Source organism: Devosia sp. UYZn731, from assembly GCF_040546795.1.
Taxonomy (GTDB): Bacteria; Pseudomonadota; Alphaproteobacteria; order Rhizobiales; family Devosiaceae; genus Devosia.
The window spans coordinates 75,025-93,905 of the sequence record NZ_JBEPOL010000009.1; the positions used below are offsets into that span (position 1 = coordinate 75,025).

The 18,881-nt window shown below is 58.6% G+C and carries 16 protein-coding genes and 1 pseudogene; 10 read left to right on the forward strand and 7 right to left on the reverse strand.

The window, feature by feature from the left end:
- Nucleotides 1-8: 8 nt before the first annotated feature.
- The 3 genes from ABIB57_RS21200 to ABIB57_RS21210 all read right to left on the reverse strand — a co-directional run bounded on the left by ABIB57_RS21200 (nt 9) and on the right by ABIB57_RS21210 (nt 3,900).
- Nucleotides 9-371: a response regulator gene (locus ABIB57_RS21200; protein ID WP_354043374.1), complete on the reverse strand. Its 363-nt coding sequence runs from the start codon at nt 369-371 to the stop codon at nt 9-11.
- 2 nt (nt 372-373) lie between these two features.
- Nucleotides 374-2,995 (reverse strand): PAS domain S-box protein, encoded by a 2,622-nt coding sequence (locus tag ABIB57_RS21205; RefSeq protein WP_354043239.1) that lies wholly within the window; start codon nt 2,993-2,995, stop codon nt 374-376.
- Between the two features lie 323 nt (nt 2,996-3,318).
- A complete protein-coding gene (locus ABIB57_RS21210) occupies nt 3,319-3,900 on the reverse strand; it encodes a TetR/AcrR family transcriptional regulator (protein WP_354043240.1) in 582 nt (193 codons plus the stop codon).
- Between the two features lie 247 nt (nt 3,901-4,147).
- Here ABIB57_RS21210 and ABIB57_RS21215 point away from each other — a divergent pair, with 247 nt between their 5' ends.
- Nucleotides 4,148-5,278 (forward strand): alpha/beta hydrolase, encoded by a 1,131-nt coding sequence (locus ABIB57_RS21215; RefSeq protein ID WP_354043241.1) that lies wholly within the window; start codon nt 4,148-4,150, stop codon nt 5,276-5,278.
- A gap of 238 nt (nt 5,279-5,516) precedes the next feature.
- On the opposite strand, the gene ABIB57_RS21220 is transcribed toward ABIB57_RS21215, so the two are convergent.
- Entirely contained in the window at nt 5,517-6,437 is a 921-nt protein-coding gene (locus ABIB57_RS21220) for a LysR family transcriptional regulator (RefSeq protein ID WP_354043242.1), read from the reverse strand.
- A gap of 115 nt (nt 6,438-6,552) precedes the next feature.
- Between ABIB57_RS21220 and ABIB57_RS21225 the strand changes: the two genes are divergently transcribed.
- On the forward strand, nt 6,553-7,416 hold the full coding sequence (locus ABIB57_RS21225) for an NAD(P)H-binding protein (RefSeq protein ID WP_354043243.1): 864 nt from the start codon (nt 6,553-6,555) through the stop codon (nt 7,414-7,416).
- 209 nt (nt 7,417-7,625) lie between these two features.
- Here ABIB57_RS21225 and ABIB57_RS21230 read toward each other — a convergent pair whose 3' ends face one another.
- The gene (locus ABIB57_RS21230; protein ID WP_354043244.1) at nt 7,626-8,024 is read right to left on the reverse strand and encodes a winged helix-turn-helix transcriptional regulator; all 399 of its coding nucleotides are present in this window, start codon (nt 8,022-8,024) and stop codon (nt 7,626-7,628) included.
- Nucleotides 8,025-8,145: 121 nt separating this feature from the next.
- Here ABIB57_RS21230 and ABIB57_RS21235 point away from each other — a divergent pair, with 121 nt between their 5' ends.
- Entirely contained in the window at nt 8,146-8,994 is an 849-nt protein-coding gene (locus tag ABIB57_RS21235) for an NAD(P)H-binding protein (RefSeq protein WP_354043245.1), read from the forward strand.
- A 164-nt stretch (nt 8,995-9,158) separates the two neighbouring features.
- On the opposite strand, the gene ABIB57_RS21240 is transcribed toward ABIB57_RS21235, so the two are convergent.
- Nucleotides 9,159-10,052 (reverse strand): LysR family transcriptional regulator, encoded by an 894-nt coding sequence (locus ABIB57_RS21240; protein WP_354043246.1) that lies wholly within the window; start codon nt 10,050-10,052, stop codon nt 9,159-9,161.
- Nucleotides 10,053-10,149: 97 nt separating this feature from the next.
- Here ABIB57_RS21240 and ABIB57_RS21245 point away from each other — a divergent pair, with 97 nt between their 5' ends.
- Nucleotides 10,150-10,944: an SDR family NAD(P)-dependent oxidoreductase gene (locus tag ABIB57_RS21245; RefSeq protein WP_354043247.1), complete on the forward strand. Its 795-nt coding sequence runs from the start codon at nt 10,150-10,152 to the stop codon at nt 10,942-10,944.
- A 212-nt stretch (nt 10,945-11,156) separates the two neighbouring features.
- On the opposite strand, the gene ABIB57_RS21250 is transcribed toward ABIB57_RS21245, so the two are convergent.
- Nucleotides 11,157-12,056, reverse strand: coding sequence for a LysR family transcriptional regulator (locus ABIB57_RS21250; RefSeq protein ID WP_354043248.1), 900 nt, complete (start codon nt 12,054-12,056; stop codon nt 11,157-11,159).
- A gap of 117 nt (nt 12,057-12,173) precedes the next feature.
- Between ABIB57_RS21250 and ABIB57_RS21255 the strand changes: the two genes are divergently transcribed.
- The 6 genes and pseudogenes from ABIB57_RS21255 (at nt 12,174) to ABIB57_RS21280 (ending at nt 18,858) form a co-directional block, all read left to right on the forward strand.
- Nucleotides 12,174-12,788, forward strand: coding sequence for an FMN-dependent NADH-azoreductase (locus ABIB57_RS21255; RefSeq protein ID WP_354043249.1), 615 nt, complete (start codon nt 12,174-12,176; stop codon nt 12,786-12,788).
- A 550-nt stretch (nt 12,789-13,338) separates the two neighbouring features.
- Nucleotides 13,339-13,779 (forward strand): DUF2231 domain-containing protein, encoded by a 441-nt coding sequence (locus ABIB57_RS21260; protein WP_354043250.1) that lies wholly within the window; start codon nt 13,339-13,341, stop codon nt 13,777-13,779.
- Nucleotides 13,776-15,215 carry a PQQ-dependent sugar dehydrogenase gene (locus ABIB57_RS21265; protein WP_354043251.1) on the forward strand — a complete coding sequence of 480 codons (1,440 nt, stop codon included), beginning with the start codon at nt 13,776-13,778 and terminating at the stop codon, nt 15,213-15,215. The genes ABIB57_RS21260 and ABIB57_RS21265 overlap by 4 nt, the downstream gene beginning before the upstream one ends.
- 445 nt (nt 15,216-15,660) lie before the next feature.
- Nucleotides 15,661-16,140, forward strand: a complete 480-nt coding sequence (locus tag ABIB57_RS21270; RefSeq protein WP_354043252.1) for a hypothetical protein — start codon at nt 15,661-15,663, stop codon at nt 16,138-16,140.
- A 9-nt stretch (nt 16,141-16,149) separates the two neighbouring features.
- Nucleotides 16,150-16,552, forward strand: a pseudogene (locus ABIB57_RS21275) (transposase); the annotation flags it as partial.
- Between the two features lie 476 nt (nt 16,553-17,028).
- Entirely contained in the window at nt 17,029-18,858 is a 1,830-nt protein-coding gene (locus tag ABIB57_RS21280; protein WP_502914451.1) for a potassium transporter Kup, read from the forward strand.
- Nucleotides 18,859-18,881 lie beyond the last annotated feature (23 nt).

The following is an 18,881-nucleotide window of genomic DNA, read 5'->3' on the forward strand; positions in this document are numbered from 1 at the left end:
AACGCCGCCTATCTCAACGCAGCAGTCAACGCCGCTATTACACCGTCAGTGGTATACGGCTTGGGGACAAAAAGCCTCTCTGCTGGAAGATCTCGGTCTGATGGGCGATGCTTCCCGGACGTGACGACGATCTTGATCGGCGGCCAGCGGTCTCGCACATATCGCGACAGGGCGAGACCATCCATCGAACCGGGCATATTGATATCGGTGAAAATGGCTTTCACGTCTGGGTTTCGCTCCAGCAAAACGAGCGCCTGCTGGGCATCCACCGCCTCCAGAACTTCAAAACCAGCGTCCTTGAGCTCGTCTGAAATGGAGAAAAGTAGAAGAGCTTCATCCTCGACGACCAGGACCTTGGGACTATCGACCATGATCAAGCGACCTTCCCATGCTGTGAGAGTTCAGGCATGGGTGCCACCAACGTGCAGACTACTCCGCCAGCCTGGTAGTCGACCACGACGGTCCCGCCAAAGTCGGCAGCAAACACCCGCTCCACCAGAAAGCGGCCAAAGCCGCGACGGGCTGGCGCGGTAACCGAGGGACCGCCGGATTCTCGCCAGGTCCATACCAGCTCGTATCCCTGCTCACTGTCGCGCAATTCCCAGTCGATTTGCACCATACCGGTGTCTTGAGAGAACGCGCCATACTTCATGGCGTTGGTACCAAGCTCATTCACGGCCAGTGCAAGTGTGAGGGCCTTCTTGGGCGTCAGTGCCACGTCGGGACCGGAAATGGAAATTTGATCCTTCGGAAACGGCGACATGGCCGAACCAACGACCTCGGAGAGTCCCGCGGATGTCCATCGCGTCCGCGCCATAACGTCATGAGCCGTGGACACCGCGGCCAGGCGCTCGCTGAAATTGGCGGCTGCTGTTTCAAGATCAGTATTGCGCAACGTCTGGGAGGCGATGGCTGAAACCATAGCAAGGATGTTCTTAATACGATGCTCGAGCTCATGGGTCAGCAGTTCCTGCCGCGCCTGCGCTTCCTGTCGGTCCGTTATGTCTTGCATGATGCCGAACATCTTTATCGGCTTGCCGGTCTCGTCGTGTAAGAACTCGATGTGACGAGACAACCATCGGATTTGGCCGTTGTCGGGCCGGCGAATGCGATACTCAACACTGTGAACAGCCGTACCCGCCTCCCGTGTCTGCTGTGTCGACCTAACCTCGCCAAATTCGGGCAGGACGAGGTTTTCCAATAAGCCGATATTGACCCGTTCGAGCTTCGGCAGACCCCAAATCTCCCAGAAATGATCCGAACCAATGACCGTCCCGGTTGCGATGTCGAGTTCGAGGGAGGCGATGCCGGCGGCCTGCTGTGACATCCGGAAACGCAGCTCGTTTTGTGCAAGTTCCTGTTCAGCCTGCTTGCGCTCGGTCGTGTCGATGACGACGCCAATTGCCCTCCGTCCTGCGTCGGAAAGCTGAGCGCGTATCAGCAGCCATTTTTCCGTCGCATCGGGCCAAAGTACCCGGACTTCGGCCTCGAGCTCCGAGCCGCCGGAGAGCATCGTGTCGCGGCCGACTTGTGCCAGGCGTTCGGCTTCGCCGGGCGCGTAACGGCTGAAGTAGTCCTCAGGCGACGGATCGACGTCGGCAGGAAAGCCGAACAGCCGATTGAGTGCTGCAGACGAGGATACCCGTCCTCCCGCAATATCGTAATCCCAAACTGCCAGTTGGCCAGCACCAATGGCCAGACTCAGTCGCGCTTCGCTCTCCAGCAATTGCTGGGAAATCTTCTTCTGGTCATCGATGTCCGTATTGGTGCCAATCCACCTGCCAACCCGGCCTTGCGCATCGGGCAGGCCCACTGCGCGGGCCAAGTGCCAACGGTAAGTCCCGTCGTGTCGGCGAAGTCGAAACTCGGTCTCATACGCCTTTCCTGTTCCCAGGCTTTCACTCCAGCGTTCGGCGGCAGCCGTCATGTCGTCGGGATGGACCATGCTGCTCCAGCCAGCCCCATCGAGAGCCGCGAAGCTGAGACCGCTATACTCAAAGACGCGACTGTTGAACCAGTCAAGCATTCCATCAGCATCGGCTGTCCAGACATGGTTCGGCATTGCCTCGGCAAAAAGCTCGAACTGTTCCTTGCTGGCCCGCAGGTCTTCCCGCGCAACGATGCCTTCCGTGACGTCGGCCCCTTCGACGAATATCCCCACAACTTTGCCGCTCGGGTCGCGGACTGGCTGGTAGATGAGATCGAGGAAGCGCTCTTCGCGCGCCGCCCCCGGACTGCGCTGGATGTAGGCCGTCAGACCACGCCCAACAAAAGGCTGTCCCGTGGAATAAACGCCATCGAGCAGTTCAAAAAACCCTTGGCCCTCGATTTCTGGCAAAGCCTTGCGAACGGGCATCCCGATGACATTTCGATGCCCGATGAGCTGCATGTAGGCCGCGTTAGTCAGGTCGAATACGTGCTCAGGCCCGTCGAGCAGTGCCATGAAACCGGGCGCCTGTTCAAACATCTGCCGCATGCGGTCGCGCTCGCTGGCCAACCATGCCTCTGCCGCCACCTTGGCTGTTGTCTCGACCACGATGGCGATCACTGCGACGGGCGTTCCTGACTCATCAATGATGGGTGAATAGTCGAGGTTCATGAAAGCTTGGTCGGGACGGCCACTGCGATATAGGCTCAGTTCTTGGTCGCGAAAAGCAAGGGTCTCGCCACTCCCGAAGACTACTTTCATGACGTGGTCATTGAAGTCTGCGACCTCGGGCCATCCTTGGAGCACGGGCGAGCCAAGCAGTTGAGGATGGCGCGCGCCAGCGAAACCGGAATACGCGTCATTGTAAAGCATGATGCCCTGTTCACCCCACAGCATGACGATCGGAACGGGCGAACGAAGAGCGATACTCACGCTCGTACGCAATATCGGCGACCAAGTTTCGATGCTGCCGAGGGGCGTCTGCGTCCACTCAAATGCCTGGATCAAATTTGCAAGTTCGCCGCCGCCAGCGAGGAAAGCGTGCCCGCTGGCACCGTTGTCTGTCATGTAAGGATACTCTCAGCCCGAGACGATAAATGCACCTAGGGCAGATTGGTTGCAAGCGGTCGCCCGCGATCGGCTAGGGCTACGGACTACCAAGGCAAAGTTGAGATACTCGGTGCGAGTACCGGAGCACACGCTGCCACACATGCTCAGATAGTCGATTGCAGAAACATACTTCTGACACGAGCGGGTCGGCTCTCGAGTTCAATTGGCTAATCCATAGAACATCGCACAAGGAGAGGGTGTGTCTTCATTCCTCTGCCTCGGGGTGTCCAAAAGCCAAGCAAGTTCGCAGCGTCGATCAAATGGTCCTGGGCCATTTGGGTCTAGCGGACATCCGCAGCCCACCTTTGAGCACTCACATCCGCCAGCGCCCTGAACACCGCCGGCGTGCGTTCGAGCCGGGCGATCGTGCGCGCCCCTTCGAGGGCGGCGACCAAGGCGGATGCCGCGGAAGAGGCCTGCTCCGCAACGAACCCACAGCGCTTGAAATGCTCCGTCGCCATCTTGGTTGAGTCCACAAACCCGCGGGCGACCCGTGCCGTCAGGTCAGGGTCGAGCGACGGCAGCTCATTGGCCAGGTTCTGCATGAGACATCCGTACTGGAAGTTCGAGGCGATCATCTCTTCCGCAAAGGCATCGCACAGTCGATGAACAAAGCTCAGGGCATCGCCCGCCGTATCGGCTGAAATCGCGCCCAGCACGGCAATTCGGTTGGCGACGTATTGATCGATCGCTTCCTCGGCGAGCTGCACCTTGCCCCGGGGAAAGTGAAAGTAGAACGAGCCCTTAGGCGCACCGCTTTCCTCCAGGATTTGGGTCAATCCAGTCGCGGTATAGCCCTGCATTCGAAACAGTCGAATGGCGGCGGCGATCGCATTGGCTCTGGCGTCGGTCTTACGGGTCATTTCGCAACGATATCACAATTGGTTTGACTCAGCTATACCAATCGCCATATTATGGCGAGCACCATACAAAGGAGTAAGCGATGCTCCACTACCTGACCCCAGCTTTCAATACCCCGCCGATCCCTGTTGGCAACGGGTGCGACTGGCCAGTCGCAGCCATGCCCCACCAGCGCATGCACACCCCAAGGAAGGAACTGAAATGACCTCATATGACGAGGGCACACTCCCTGCAGGCGTCCGATCGCGCATGATCCACGCAGTGAACGGCCTCGATGTTCACATCCTCGAAGCTGGCTTCGAAAGCCCTGACCGGCCGCTCGCGCTGCTGCTGCATGGCTTTCCGGATTTAGCCTATGGCTGGCGGCACCTGATGCCGCTGCTGGCCGAGGCAGGCTACCGTGTCGTGGCGCCCGACCAGCGCGGTTTCGGTCGCACCACCGGCTGGTCGAGTGACTATGACGGCGCGCTGACCCCGTTCAGCATCCTGAACGTGACCCGCGATGCGATCGCGCTGGTTTCAGCGCTGGGATATCGGCAAACGGCCATGCTGATCGGACACGATTTCGGCTCACCTGTCGCAGGCTCTTGTGCGATGGTCCGGCCGGATGTGTTCCCCTCGGTGGTGCTCATGAGCGCGCCGTTTCCCGGGGTGCCGGCATTTCCGTTCAACACGGCTGAGAGCGGCGCAGCAACGGCCCAGGCGAACACTGGTCAGCAGCAATTGGCCGTCGCGCTGGCGGCGCTGAACCCGCCCAGGATGATCTACCAACAGTATCTGAGCACGCGAGAGGCAAACCAGGACTTGTCGCACCCGCCTGAGGGCCTGCACACGTTTCTTCGGACCTTTTTCCATGTCAAAAGCGGAGACTGGTCGGGCAACACGCCGCATCCGCTTAAAGCGCCGACACCGCAAGAATTTGCGCAATTGCCGACCTATTATGTCATGGAATGCGGCAAGACGATGCCCGAGAACGTGGCGCCATTTCAACCGACAGCTGCCGAAATCGAAGCCTGCCAGTGGCTGACAGAGGCGGAACTTGCCGTCTATGCTGACGAGTATGGCCGAACAGGATTCCAGGGCGCCCTCCAGACCTACCGCGTCTATACCGACCATGCCTTGACGGCTGAGCTGCGAATGTTCTCGGGCCGGACGATCGATGTCCCTTCGCTCTTTATCACTGGGACAAGCGATTGGGCGACCTACGTGTCGCCGGGCGCGCTCGATCAGATGAAGGCGAGGGGGGCGACGAAGATGAGAAATATCGAGATGATCGACGGCGCAGGTCACTGGATTCAACAGGAGCGGCCAGCCCAGCTCGCCGCACTTCTCATCGATTTTGCCAAGGAGGCCGGCGCTGCTAAACACGTCCGCGGCTAGACTGGGAAAAGCCTGACTTCAGTCGCTAGAACGCTCTAGACCACCCTCTCGGAACGGCAGCTCTTGTCATCTGCCTTTCCGGGAGTACCCGTTCTCCTTCCCACCACCAAGTCGCCCGTCGGCAACGGCTCCTCGTTGGCCGCACAAGGGCAAATGGTGGCGTCCCAAAAGCTGCCACTTGGCCTGCGCGGTCTAATTTCGCGTCTAGTTTGACGGCTTATTCGCTCACAAGGCAAATCTAGCCTGCTGGGGTGTCGTTGGTTTCACGAGCACGGCACATCTCGATAAAGGCACGCAAGGGTGCCGCCGCCAGACGGCTCGGATAATACAGGCGCGGCCCCTCCAGAACTTTCCACCAATCTTGCAGGATAGGAAGGAGCTGGCCGCTGCGGAAGTCCTCTTCGCACCAGTTCTCGAATGCCCCGATAATGCCTATTCCGGCTCGCGCGTAGCTAAGGGCGCTATCGAGGGCATTGACGCTGATGACAAGACTTGGGTTTGCCTCGACCCTGACCTCCTCTTCTCCTCGTTGCAGTCTCCAGGGCATGAGACTGCCACCGGGCAATCGAAATCGGATTGCCTGGTGGTCGACAAGGTCGGCGGGGCCTTTTGGCTGGCCGTGCGCAGCCACATAGGAAGGGGAGGCAGCAAGGGACACGCGCTGCGTACGGGGGCCGATGGGAATGGATATCATGTCCCTCGCCAGTTGCGCCCCATAGCGGATACCTGCATCACAGCCGGCCGCGATGATGTCGACGAGATCATTCTCAACGACCACCTCGACATCGACTTCGGGATGCTTTTGGTGAAAAGCCGACAGGATTGGCGGGAGGATGTCGGGCACGACCGCTCCTGGCACATTGAGCTTGAGTCTGCCGCGAACCCTGTCGGTAGAACTGGCTATCTCCATGACTGCAAGATCGACACTGGCCAAAAGCGGGCCAATCTGTTCGGCCAGCTTGCGGCCATGTTCGGTAGCCTCAACGCTACGCGTTGATCGCAAGAACAGGGGGACGCCGAGGTCGGTCTCAATCTGTGACACCGTCGTGCTGACTTTCGAGGGGGCTATCCCAAGCCGCTTGGCAGCCACGCGAAAACCGCCAGCCTCCAACACAGCCAGGAAAATCCGAAGACTGTCAGCCGACACATTGTTCTTCACAGAGATCGCCCCATTCGAAATCGGGCCGATTATCAGCCCAACGGAGAACAGTTACAACCGACCGACATCACTCGGCAGATGGCACAGCGCCAACTGGCCAACCAGGAGAACCAAAATGCTCGTCGTCACAGGCGCTTCCGGCCAACTGGGACGCAAGATCATCGAAAATCTGCTGCGGCTGGTGCCCGCCGAACGCATTGGGGCCAGTTGCAGAAATCCTGAAAAGCTTGCGGATATTGCGTCCTTGGGCGTTCGCGTGCGTGGGGGAGACTTCGAAGATGCCGAGAGCTTGCGCCACGCCTGGGACGGCGCAGACCGGCTGCTGCTTGTTTCATCCAACGCTGCGGCAACCGGCGGCGATACGCTGAAGCAACATGCAACTGCGATAGAAGTGGCGCAGCGCCTCAAGGTTGGCCGGGTGTTCTACACCAGCCAGGTATCAAGTTCATCGAGCTCACTGTTTCCACCAGCCAGACATCACGCTGCGACAGAGATGATGCTGGCGGAATCCGGCCTGCCGTGGACGGCCCTGCGTCATGGCTTTTACGCTGCGAGTGGGATGGCGATGAACGCCCGGGGCATTAAGGCGCGCACGATTGTTGCTCCGCTAGACGGAAAAGTCGCTTGGACAACCCACGATGACCTCGCTGCGGCCGATGCCGCGCTTCTGACCAGCAACGATGTGGTTGACGGCCCCACGGCGCCGCTGACAGGCAGCGAAGCGCTGGACCTGGCAGATATTGCCCAAATGGCTGGACAAATCCTGGGCACCTCAATCCCTCGCACGGTGATGAGTGACGAGGACATGAGAAAGAATGCCGAGGCATCCGGGGTGCCTCAGGCAGGCATTGGGGTGATGATGGGCTACTATTATGCAGCGCGTGCGGGCGAATTCAGACAGGTGGACAGCACACTGGCCAACATGCTGGGGCGGGAGCCCGAAACCATGTCAGCCTTTATGACAAAAACGCTTGGCTGAGCGGACTAGAGCACGCCGAGCCAGCCCAACAAAATCTGGCCTTTAGTCGCAATCGGAAGGCTCCCTATCCAGTTTCAGTGCTCAACGATGATTTCGCGGACTGCATGCGAGGTCGTCACCGATGCTGTCCATTTGAACTGCAAAACCCCGATCCAATGCTGAACGTCTGGCCCCGACGCGCCCGATCAGGGCCAAGATTGGGGTTGGCGTTATGACTGCTGGCGCTGATCGAAAAGCGCCTGCGCTGCCGCAATCCCCTCGTGGCGTGCCCGTGCCCATTCAACGAGCGACTGCAGCGGCGTCTTTAAGGAATGGCCCGCGTCGGTCAAGGCATAGTCTACGCGAGGCGGAATGGTGGGAAACATAGTCCGCCCCACAAGACCGTCTCGCTCAAGGCCCCGTAGTGTCAGTGTGAGCATGCGGTGTGAAATGCCTGGGATGGTGCGCTGCAGCGCGTTGAAGCGCAACGGACCATGGCTCAAAGCCTCGGCAACCAAGATTGTCCATTTGTCGCCGATCCGGTCAAGGATGCGGCCTAGCGCTTTACAGTTGGCAGCAACCTCGGTTGCGATCTCTGGAACTAAAAGCTCCGATTGTACCTTCGCCATGCCAGTACCTCTACGATCAGATGTGTTCGCGACGCACCAAATCGTGCGTTCTTGCGCGGCTTGCCGGTTACCATCATATCATCACGAACAAAATGTTCGTGACACAAAGGTGGCTCAGGTGATGAATATCGGCGTAAGCGGCGCGAGCGGCAATCTCGGTCAGGCCATCTTGCGGGAACTGGCAGCGGGGGCACAAGGTCGGGGCATCATTGCCATCTCACGTACCCCGGAAAATGCGCCTCCCGGCGTCACGGGGCGTTTTGGGGACTACGACCAGCCAGAGACGTTGGCAATTGCCTATGCCGGGTTAGATCGGCTGGTTCTGATCCCGTCAAACGACATGCGCCCAGGCAAGCGCAGCGAGCAAAATATTGCTGCGATCAAAGTTGCCGTCGCGGCCGAGGTAAAGCACATTGTGATCCTGTCGGGGGCTGGCGCTCGCGAGGTGGCAGAACCGGACGTCGGAGCAGCCTATTGGGCCGGTGAGCGCTACCTCATACAGAACGCGCTGCGGTGGACCATCCTGCGCATGAACTACTATGCCGAGTCCCTTGCGCAGGAGGCGGTTATGGCGGCGCAGCAAGGCGCTTTGGCTGGCTTTGCCGAAAACCGCGTGGCGTTTGTGGCGCGCGACGATATTGCCGCCGCCGCCGCAGGAATTTTGTTAGGCGAGGGGCACGCTGGGGCGACATATACAGCCACGGGGGCCAAGGCTTACTCCGGAGCCGAGCGCGCAGCCCTCATTGCCGAAATTACTGGTAAGCCTTTCGGTTTTGCCGTCGTGACGCCTGGGGCATTCCAGAAAAATCTAGAACAAGCTGGAATGCCAACGGATTTCGTCGATGTTCTGGTTAGTATTCAGCACCACTTCGCAAATGGCGGAATGGATATCGTGACTGGTGACGTGGAACGTCTATCTGGACGCGCTCCAACGGCGCTGAGGGAGGTGTTGACCGGAACTTTGAAATAGAAACGGCAGCCTGTTTTAGGGAGGAGTGCGAAAGATGCCAGTTCCCTTCGTACCCCGAATGAACCGTTTTCAGCCAAGGTCGGTACTATGGCCAACGCGACCCCGTTGCAGACATTCAGCTCAGGTTTTGCACATCAAGGTACGATGCTCCGACTTTGGCTACGTCACCGTCTGAGGCGAAGGGTATCGATCAGTGCTGTCAAAGCCGGTGTCTTCTGGCGCCTCGTCGGATAATAGAGGTGATAACCCGGCAAGGGTGGGCACCACGCTTCAAGGCAGCGGATTAGCCGGCCACTGGTCAGATGGTCAGCCACCTGGTCCTCAAAAATGTAGGCGAGCCCGATCCCTGCGATAACTGCCGCCTCCAAAGTATCGCCGTCGTTTACGGTAAGTGCGCCGTCAACCTTGACCTCAAGGGGACGACCGTTCTCCCAGAATTGCCAGCGAAAGATGTTGCCTGCGCTGGCCAGACGGAAATTGATACAATCGTGCAGGTGAAGATCGCGCGGACTGTCAGGTTTTGGATGCCGTTCGAAGTAAGACGGTGTCGCCACCACTGCTGCGCGGGCATCCGGGCCGATGGGCACCGCGACCATGTCTTTTTCGACCTGATGGCCAAAGCGGATACCGGCGTCGAAGCCACCTGCCACGATGTCGGTGAAGGCATCGTCGACGGAGATCTCCAACTTGACGCCAGGATAGGCTTTGAGGAAGTCGGGTAGCGCCGGCAGGACCAGGGCCATGGCCGGATAGCGGATCGATGTTAGTCGGATGGTCCCCGAGGGGGTATCGCTCAAGGCCGCAAGCGCCTGCACCTGCTCGTCGATGGACGCGAAGGCCGGCCTAAGAGTGTCGAGCAGCCTTTGCCCGGCCTCGGTGGTGCGAACGCTGCGTGTCGTGCGAGCCAACAACCGAATGCCAAGTCGTCGTTCGAGATTACTGACCGTTTGGCTCAGCGTCGCTTGCGACAGCCCGAGCCGGGCCGCTCCGCGCGTGAAACTGCATTCCTCGGCAACGGCGACAAAGGCCGCCAGATCGCTCAAATCCTCACGCTTCATTCATAGACCCAGCCAATGAACCCATTCACATTGTTCAGTCTAATCAAGAAGGCGTCCTTATCCTATCTCCTAGTCACAATTCGAACGGAGATACCAAATGTCCAACACCACCCGCTCCACGGCCCTTGTCACCGGCGCTTCATCCGGCATTGGGGCGACTTACGCCAGGCGTCTGGCGGCGCGCGGCCACGACCTGATCTTGGTTGCCCGCCGCGCCGACCGGCTTGAACAGCTTGCCAATGACCTGGCTGGCACTTATGGCGTCGCGGTTCGCACCGTCATTGCCGATCTGTCGACCGAAGCTGGCGTGGCAGAAGTCGGCGATATCCTCAAGGCAGACGTTTCGGTCGACATCCTGGTTAACAACGCCGGGGTCTCACCGCTTGGCAGTTCCACAACCCTGCCGCAGGAGGTGATCGATACCATGATCGCGGTGAACATCACTGCGCTGACCCACCTGTCGCGCGCGGCGCTGCCGGGCTTTATCGCCCGCAACCGCGGGACGATCGTCAATATCGGGTCGGTCATGGCCTTCAATGCCTTCCCGATCACCTCGGCCTATAGCGGCAGCAAGGCCTATGTCCTGTTGTTCAGCAAGGGCCTGCAGGCCGAACTCAAGGATACCAATGTTCGGGTACAGGCCGTGCTGCCAGCCGGTGTTGCCACCGAAATCTATGACGGGAGTATCATGCCGCTCGATTCGATACCAAAGGAGCTCGTCATGAGCGTCGATAATCTGGTCGACGCGGCACTGGCAGGGCTCGACAGCGGCGAAAGCACAACCCTGCCATCGGTAAACGATGCGGAGCTTTGGACACGCTACGAATCCGCCCGCGATGCGCTGTTCGCAGCGACCCAGACCGGCAATCCTGCTTCGCGATACCGCTTCTGATGCCGGCTGGCTTCTTTCCGGTCTAGGGCACAGCAGAGGCTTCAACTCTGGAAGGGCGTCCGGTTGAGCCTGCCATGTTGCACTGGCGGGCGGACGCCTTCATCAAGTGAATTTGAAATTCCGAAAGCGGCCGCTACCTTCGGAATTGCGATCCTCGGCCAACTGCTCTCTCATGCCGCAAACCGATTGAGCCTTATTCAGATCCCATCGAATTAGAGCGACAGTCGGACCTGCAAATCGTTGAGAAGCCAACGTCCGGCCGGACCAGGTTCATTGTCCACCCTGCGTGCGGCGTAGATGGTCAGGTCGTCTGCCGGGTCACGAGCATCTTCGGCTAGATCGATTTGCACCAGATTGCCGGCTCTGAGGTGCTCGACAATCAAATGACTTGGCATCCGGCACCAACCGAGCCCCGCTAGCAGGAAGTCCAGTCTGCGCCCCAGGTCGACAAAGCGCCACCGCGTTGCGCTGGCCAAGCCGTAGTCGTTCCCCTCCCGATCGACCGGATCAGACAGGACAAGTTGAACATGGCTCTCGAGGTCATCTCGAGTTGCCGGCCGACCGAGCGCGGCCAATAGATGTCCGGCGCCGACCACAGGCATCAGCGCAACGCGCAGCAGTGGCGAAGCAACGACGTCCGACGGCACCGCTGGCAGCAGCAGGCAGAAGGCCAGGGCTACCTCGCCACTGCGCAAAAGGCGCAGGGCTCCACCCAGTCCCTCGGTCGAGAAGCTGATGGGCAGATGCGGATAGGCCTGGTGCAGTCCGCGGAGGCTTTCAATAAGCGGGCCGGTCGGCACGAGCGGATCGATGGCCAAAGCCAGTTCGGGTTCGACCCCGCCACGCGCGCCCGTCGCGACAGCTTCGAAGCGTGCGGCGCTAGAGAGCACCAGCCTTGCCTGGTCGACGAGAACCCGACCTGTTTCGGTCAGGCGCGGCCGATGGCCGCTTCGGTCAAACAGCAGGACACCCTGGCCGGCTTCCAGTGTCGCTACCGATTGGCTGATCGCCGATTGCGCGCGGCGCAATTGGCGCCCAGCCGCAGAGAAGCTGCCGACGTCGGCGATCGTCACCAAGATGCGCAATTGGTCGAGACTAAGGCTGCCGATCACTGTCCATCTCGTTTGCCGATAGAGTTGATCGGTTTATTATCACTCCTTATGGCAAGCGGGTAGCCCTACATAGTCTTCATCTGTTCCGGCTATTGCAGCCAAGAAAGTGCGGACGCTATGCCCAACCTTCTCGTTGTCGAAACCAGCTCGCGCGGAGAAGCTTCGGTTTCCCGCCAGCTGACTAAACGTTTTGTTGCCAACTGGCAGGGCAGGAACCCAAAAGGAGTGGTGGTGCGACGCGACCTGTCCAAGGATGCGCTGCCGCACGTGACCATGCCGTGGCTCTCGGCCTATTTTACCTCACCGCAGGCCCACACCTCGGACATGGTGGAGCAACTGAGTCTCTCCGACACGCTGGTCGCCGAATTGCTGGCGGCTGACGAACTGATCATCGCCACGCCGGTCTACAATTACAATATTCCAGCCAGCCTCAAGGCGTGGGTCGACCACATCGTGCGAAAGGGCCTTACGCTTGGCTTCGACGGTAAGGGTCTGTTGATTGGAAAAAAGGCTACCGTGATCCTGGCATCAGGCGGGGTTTACGGTGAGGCCTCGCCGATCGATCACCTCAATTTTGCCCCGCGCTACCTTGAGGCCATTCTCAACGTGCTCGGCATCACGAACGTGACAGTGATCCATGGCGAAGGCGCCAAGGCCGTGGATCTAGGAGAAGCTTCGATGGAGGCGTTCGTCGACGCCTTTATTCAAGAACCAAACCGCGCCGCCGCCTGATTGATCGGGTGCAGTTGGTCCTCATGGTCTCGCTGCTCCCACCAAGCTCAGGCTTCCCAAGATCGCCGCCTGTCCTTCTGCTCAGGACTAGGGTCCAGTTCGGGTGACAGGACGTGGTCAGGCATCCTATTTGGAAATTTATCTTCCAAAAGCGGCCTGCCCGCCAGCCACCCCGTTTGCGCCATTGCGTTCACCTGAGCAGATGGTCAGCTTTTAGGAAATTGAAACGGCCACCTGGATGGCCGCTTTCCCAGTTTCGCCGCAAGAAGCGGACCGGCAGGAAACCACCCCATTATCGACATCGAGCCAACGGCAGCGGAATGGCAGGATTTGGGAAATCAAAATCCCGGCCTCAACGAGCGAAATGGGGCGTAATGCGGAGGCCCTGCTCGGTTGGCGTCGTGGCTATGGCCGCATTTCAGGCCTCCGAGTATGGATAAATCGACTAACCCTCGGTTTAATTTTTTCATGATCGCAACCCAACCCAGCGTGGCCAGTTGTTAGCCACCGCCCGATTGACTCTATGACTGCCGTACGAGAGCTGGGACCAATGCCACGCACCTATCGACAATCATCTTCGGGGCTTTTTGTCCTGCAACTCCATTCTGCGCTTTTGCAGTTCCCCAACGTCTGCTTCATCCTCGCGCTGCTGACGGATATCACTTATTGGAAAACCGCCAATCTGATGTGGCAAAATTTCTCCGATTGGCTGCTGTTCGCCGGCCTGGTGGTCGGAGGTGTAGCCCTGCTCGTCGGCATCGTTGAACTGTTCATGCAGCGCGGCGAGGATCGGCGGCCCTATTGGCTGCACGCGCTTGGCAGCTTGATCGTCCTGGCCTTGGCCTTCTGGAACAGTCTGGTGCATTCCGCCGATGGTTGGATCGCCGTGGTGCCGTCGGGGCTCGTGCTTTCCGCCATCACAGTCGTGGTCTTGCTCATCACTGATTTTTACGGGCGCTTTATCAGGTCGCGCCGGCTAGGGCACCAATGACCAAATCCATTCGCTTTAGATCGACCGGTATCTTGTTGCTGACGGGCCTGTTGCTTGCAGGCAGGGCTGGCGCGGCCGATTTCGATCCCAGCCAGCAGGTCGGGCCGAATCCGGTCTTGCCCGAGCCAGAGCATGAACTGGTCGCGAGCGTCAAAGTTGCTGGCGTGGTTGGCTGGAAAGACGGCGCAATGCCCACGGTCGCCGATGGTTTGACCATTAGCGCTTACGCGACCGACCTGGCCAATCCGCGCACTGTCCACACCTTGCCCAACGGCGACGTGCTGGTGGTACAGTCGCAGGGTCCTTCGGGCGAACCGTTGGGGCGGCCCAAGGATTTGATCCGCGGCTGGATTATGTCCATTGCCCATGGCGGTGGCGGCGGCAAGCCCAAACAAAGCAATCTGATTACCCTGCTGCGTGACACCAACCGCGACGGCAAGGTCGACGAAACTCACGATCTGCTGACCGACCTCAACTCGCCATTCGGTGTGGCATGGATTGACGATACGCTTTATGTCGCCAACACCGATGCCATCGTGTCCTACCCCTATAAGCTCGGCGACACGTCGATCACCGCGCAGCCCACTGTGCTGACGCAGTTGCCGGGTGGCCCGATCGACCACCATTGGACAAAGGATCTTGCTCTCAGCCCTGATGGCACCAAGCTTTATGCCGGTGTGGGATCCAATTCCAATATAACCGAAAATGGCTTGGCGGCGGAACTGAACCGTGCAGCGATCTGGGAGATAGACCGCAAAACCGGCGCCGGCCGCCTCTATGCCACAGGCCTTCGGAACCCGAACGGGCTGGAGTTCAATGCCGATACGGGCCAACTCTGGGCAGTGGTCAACGAGCGCGACGAGCTCGGTCCAAATCTGGTGCCCGACTATATGACGTCGGTGAAGGACGGTGCCTTTTATGGCTGGCCATGGAGCTATTATGGCGATCACGTCGATGTCCGCGTGCAGCCGCCGCGACCAGATATGGTGGCCAAGGCCATCGCTCCCGACTATGCCCTTTCCAGCCACGTGGCCCCGCTGGGTATGACCTTTACAGTCAACACCGCCATGCCAGTCGCCTTTGCCAATGGCGCCTTTGTCGGAGAACACGGTAGCTGGAACCGCAGCTTTTATGCCGGCTACAAGGTCGTCTACGTGCCGTTCAAGGCCGGCGCGCCCGATGGTCAGGCCGTCGACGTGGTGACCGGTTTTGTCGAGGGCGACAGTGCCCATGGCCGACCAGTCGGGCTCGGCATCGATGGCACTGGCGCGCTGCTGATTGCGGATGATGTTGGCAACACGATTTGGCGCGTCGCCAACGGTGATGGCACCGTCACGCCGCAACCAATCGGGACCGATCAAACGCCGACCGGCCAGGCAGCTCTCGTGCCACAACCCGCGGCGGCAACTACGCCCCCTGCGGGGACGACAAATTAAAGCCTGTGTCAGTGGTGGCGATGGTTCGGCGTTATCTTGGCTGATCAATTCGAACGTGTGGGACGGGCCACTCAAAACGAAAAATTGGCTGCATCACGCATCGCGAGCAATCACCCAGTAGCGGGAGGCAAATGTAATCCTGCCTTACGGCAAGGCTGCCTAAATCTCCGCCCGACGAACCAAGCACATGGCGGTCTGCTGGACGTGCGAGCTGACGAAAAAAATATGCGCGTTATATTCGCATGCCCGTGTGACGAACTTTCAGCACTGTCTCAAGGCGTCCGCTTCCGACGTCTCTCCGCTGAAAAGCGGTCAGTCTGCAAGCCACCCCATTCCTGCCGGCCCATAAGCAACCCGATCGCCGCCGCCTTGATGTAGTTTCAAAAGCTGCCATTGAGCTGCTAATACTGGTGTTTGACGGGCAGGAAAAACTTCGGGGATAGGAATGAGCAATACATTCGCCGGATTAGTCGGCTTTGTGGTGGTGCTGGCAGCGTGCCCAACCCTGGCCCAGGACATCGTTATGGTTGACCTGGGCTATGATGTTACTCTGACTGTTGAGCAAAATACCGAGATACGGGGAGTTCGCGTAGCGGTTTCGCAGTTGGAAAACGAGTGGCAGAGTGTCGGAATTGGCAATGCCGGTTTCACGCCCGAGGACGTTCAAATGGTGAAGCTTTGCTCCGACTGCGCCCAAGTATATTTCGTGCCAATTTGGGATATCCCTAGAAATTACGGCACTGCGACTGGCGTCATACTCTACGAGCGCGGGGCTGGCGGATGGTCGCTTGCGATCTTGCCACTTGATCGACCGACGATCGAGGACGAGGATGGCAAGGGGGTGTTCGCCTTGTTCGACAACCCGCCGAATGCCGAGCCTATTGAATACGTTTTCCGAGACGGCTTGGTGGCGGTCGCATCATAGCTTACTGCTATCAGCTGGTCCATTGGAAGGCATCCAGACGCCGATCTGGTCAACACAATGCTGGATGCAGCCATCGAGACTGTGACTGACGCAGATGCACGGCCCATAGTTCACTCTGATCGCGGTGTGCCCATTATCGCTGGCCAGGTTGGCTATCGAGGATTGGTGACGCGAAGCTGGTTCGCTCAATGTCCCGCAAGGGATGCTCGCAAGATAACGCCGCATGCGAGGGCTTCTTCGGCAGGCTAAAGACGGAACTCTTTTACCCTCGGGACTGGAGAGCCACCACGATCGAGCAGTTCGTCAATGAAGTTGATTCCTACATCCGATGTAAAACGAGAAGCGCATCAAGATATCCCCTGGCTCGCGTAGCCCAGTCGAATACCGAAAAAGTCCAGGCATCGCCGCATAACCGGTCCAAGTTTTTATCCGCACCCCCCGGGTCACTTCTCAGTGGCAATCAACAGTCGACCGATGGGAGCTTGCTGGGCGTCCGATAGCGACCCCACCCCGGCCATTTACAGCCAATGCGGATACCATTCATCTACCAGCATCTAAATTCCGGAAACGGAGAGTAAGCCCGCGCTTGCTGATCAAAGGCCGCCTTGTGCCCGCTTAACCGTGGCAACCAAATCGGCAACTGAGTCAGAGCTTTGGAGTGAATACTCAGCAAGCAGCTGCACTGAGCCGGTTACGCTTACTTCCACTCGACAGCCAAGCCATCAGCAGTCATTGCTTAGAAGCGAATTGAGTGGCGATATACCGATAGCCGGCTCGTGCGTTCAAACTGCACCGGATTACTTATGGGCGAGATCGATGGCTGACTTTCGCGATGACGATCCTGAACTGCCTGCACCGCCACATGCGGGTCATTTCCCTGCATTGGTGATGGGAGCTCTCGGCGTTGTCTATGGAGACATAGGCACCAGCCCACTTTATGCGTTCCGCGAAGCACTTCACGCCGCGGGCGGCAGCGAAGCCGTCACTGGGCCCGAAGTGTTGGGGCTGCTCTCCTTGATCGTCTGGGCTCTGACCATCATCGTGACCGTGAAGTACGTTGGCTTTGTGCTTCGCGCCGACAACAAGGGTGAAGGTGGCACCTTGTCGCTAATGACTCTTGCCCGCAACAGCATTGCCGGCCGCCCGCTCTGGGTCCTCGTTCTGGGCATTATCGGCGCTTCCCTATTTTTCGGGGACGCGATTATCACACCTGCCATTTCGGTCTTGTCCGCAGTGGAAGGGTTGGAAGTTGTCACGCCGCGGTTTACCGACTGGGTAGTTCCTATAACTTTGACCATCATCGTTGCGCTTTTCCTGGTGCAGCGCTTCGGTACGGGCAAGGTGGCGTCGATCTTCGGACCGGTTACGGCGCTCTGGTTCATTGTTTTGGGAATATCTGGACTGGTGCATATCTTCAATGCTCCAGGCATCCTTGCCGCCATCAACCCATACTACGCGGTCCAATTTCTCGCATCCCATGGCGGGTTGACGCTGGTCGTGCTCGGCGCAGTGTTTCTGGCAGTCACCGGAGCGGAAGCCCTTTATGTCGACCTGGGCCATTTTGGCCGCAAACCGATCGTGTTTGCCTGGTTCGCATTGGTGTTCCCCTGTCTGCTCCTCAATTATTTCGGGCAAGGCGCGTTTGTTCTTGCCCACGAGGGCGCTGTAGACCATCCATTCTTTGAAATGCAGCCCGACTGGGCGCGTCTACCAATGGTGATCCTCGCCGCAGCAGCAACCGTGATCGCCAGCCAAGCGGTGATTTCGGGAGCATACTCACTTACGCGGCAGGCCATGCACCTTAATCTGCTGCCTCGGTTTAGCGTGACGCACACTTCAAAAACGCAGTCCGGCCAGATCTACATGCCTGGGGTCAATACCTTACTGCTGATCGCCGTCATAATTCTTGTTCTCGTCTTTCAGAGTTCAAGTGCGCTATCTGCGGCTTACGGCATTGCCGTGACTGGAGAAATGCTAATCACAGCAGTTCTGCTTTTTGTGGTGATGCGTAACATTTGGAAGTGGCAAATCGGTGCAGCCCTGCTGCTGATCATCCCGCTTGTAATCGTGGACACCGGTTTCTTTATAGCTAACTTGGCTAAATTTGCTCAAGGGGGTTGGGTGCCCGCAGTCGTCGCAGCCACTCTGGCTTTTATCATGCAGACCTGGATAGGAGGGCGCAAGTTGCTGTTGCGCCGAACAAAAGCCCAGTCCCTTCCGCTCAATAGCGTCCTCGACAGCATAGCCAGCAAGAAGCTTCACACGATAAAAGGCACTGCGATCTATCTGACCAGCGAGATTGAAGGGGCACCCGTGGCACTCCTACACTGCATCAAGCACTTTGAAACCCTGCACGAACAAAACATTGTCCTAAGCGTGCTAACCGCCACAACGCCTCATGTTGCGGACGATGAACGCGTCAAAATTGAGCCCATCAATGACCGCTTCACCCGTTTGGTTTTGACTTTCGGATATATGGAGACTCCAAATCTGCCCAAAGCGTTAATCAAAGCGCAAACCGCAGGTCTCAGCCTAGACGTGTCGTCCACAACGTTCTTCGTTTCTAAAAGGACGCTTAAACCCACACGGCGTGGCGGCATGCCATTCTGGCAGGACCGCCTGTTCATCGCGCTGGCAAACAGCGCCAGCAATGCGACGGAATATTTCGCTCTTCCGACTGGGCGGGTGGTGGAGCTTGGTACCCAAGTGAGCGTTTAGGAGGTTAACGTGTTTTTGACGCT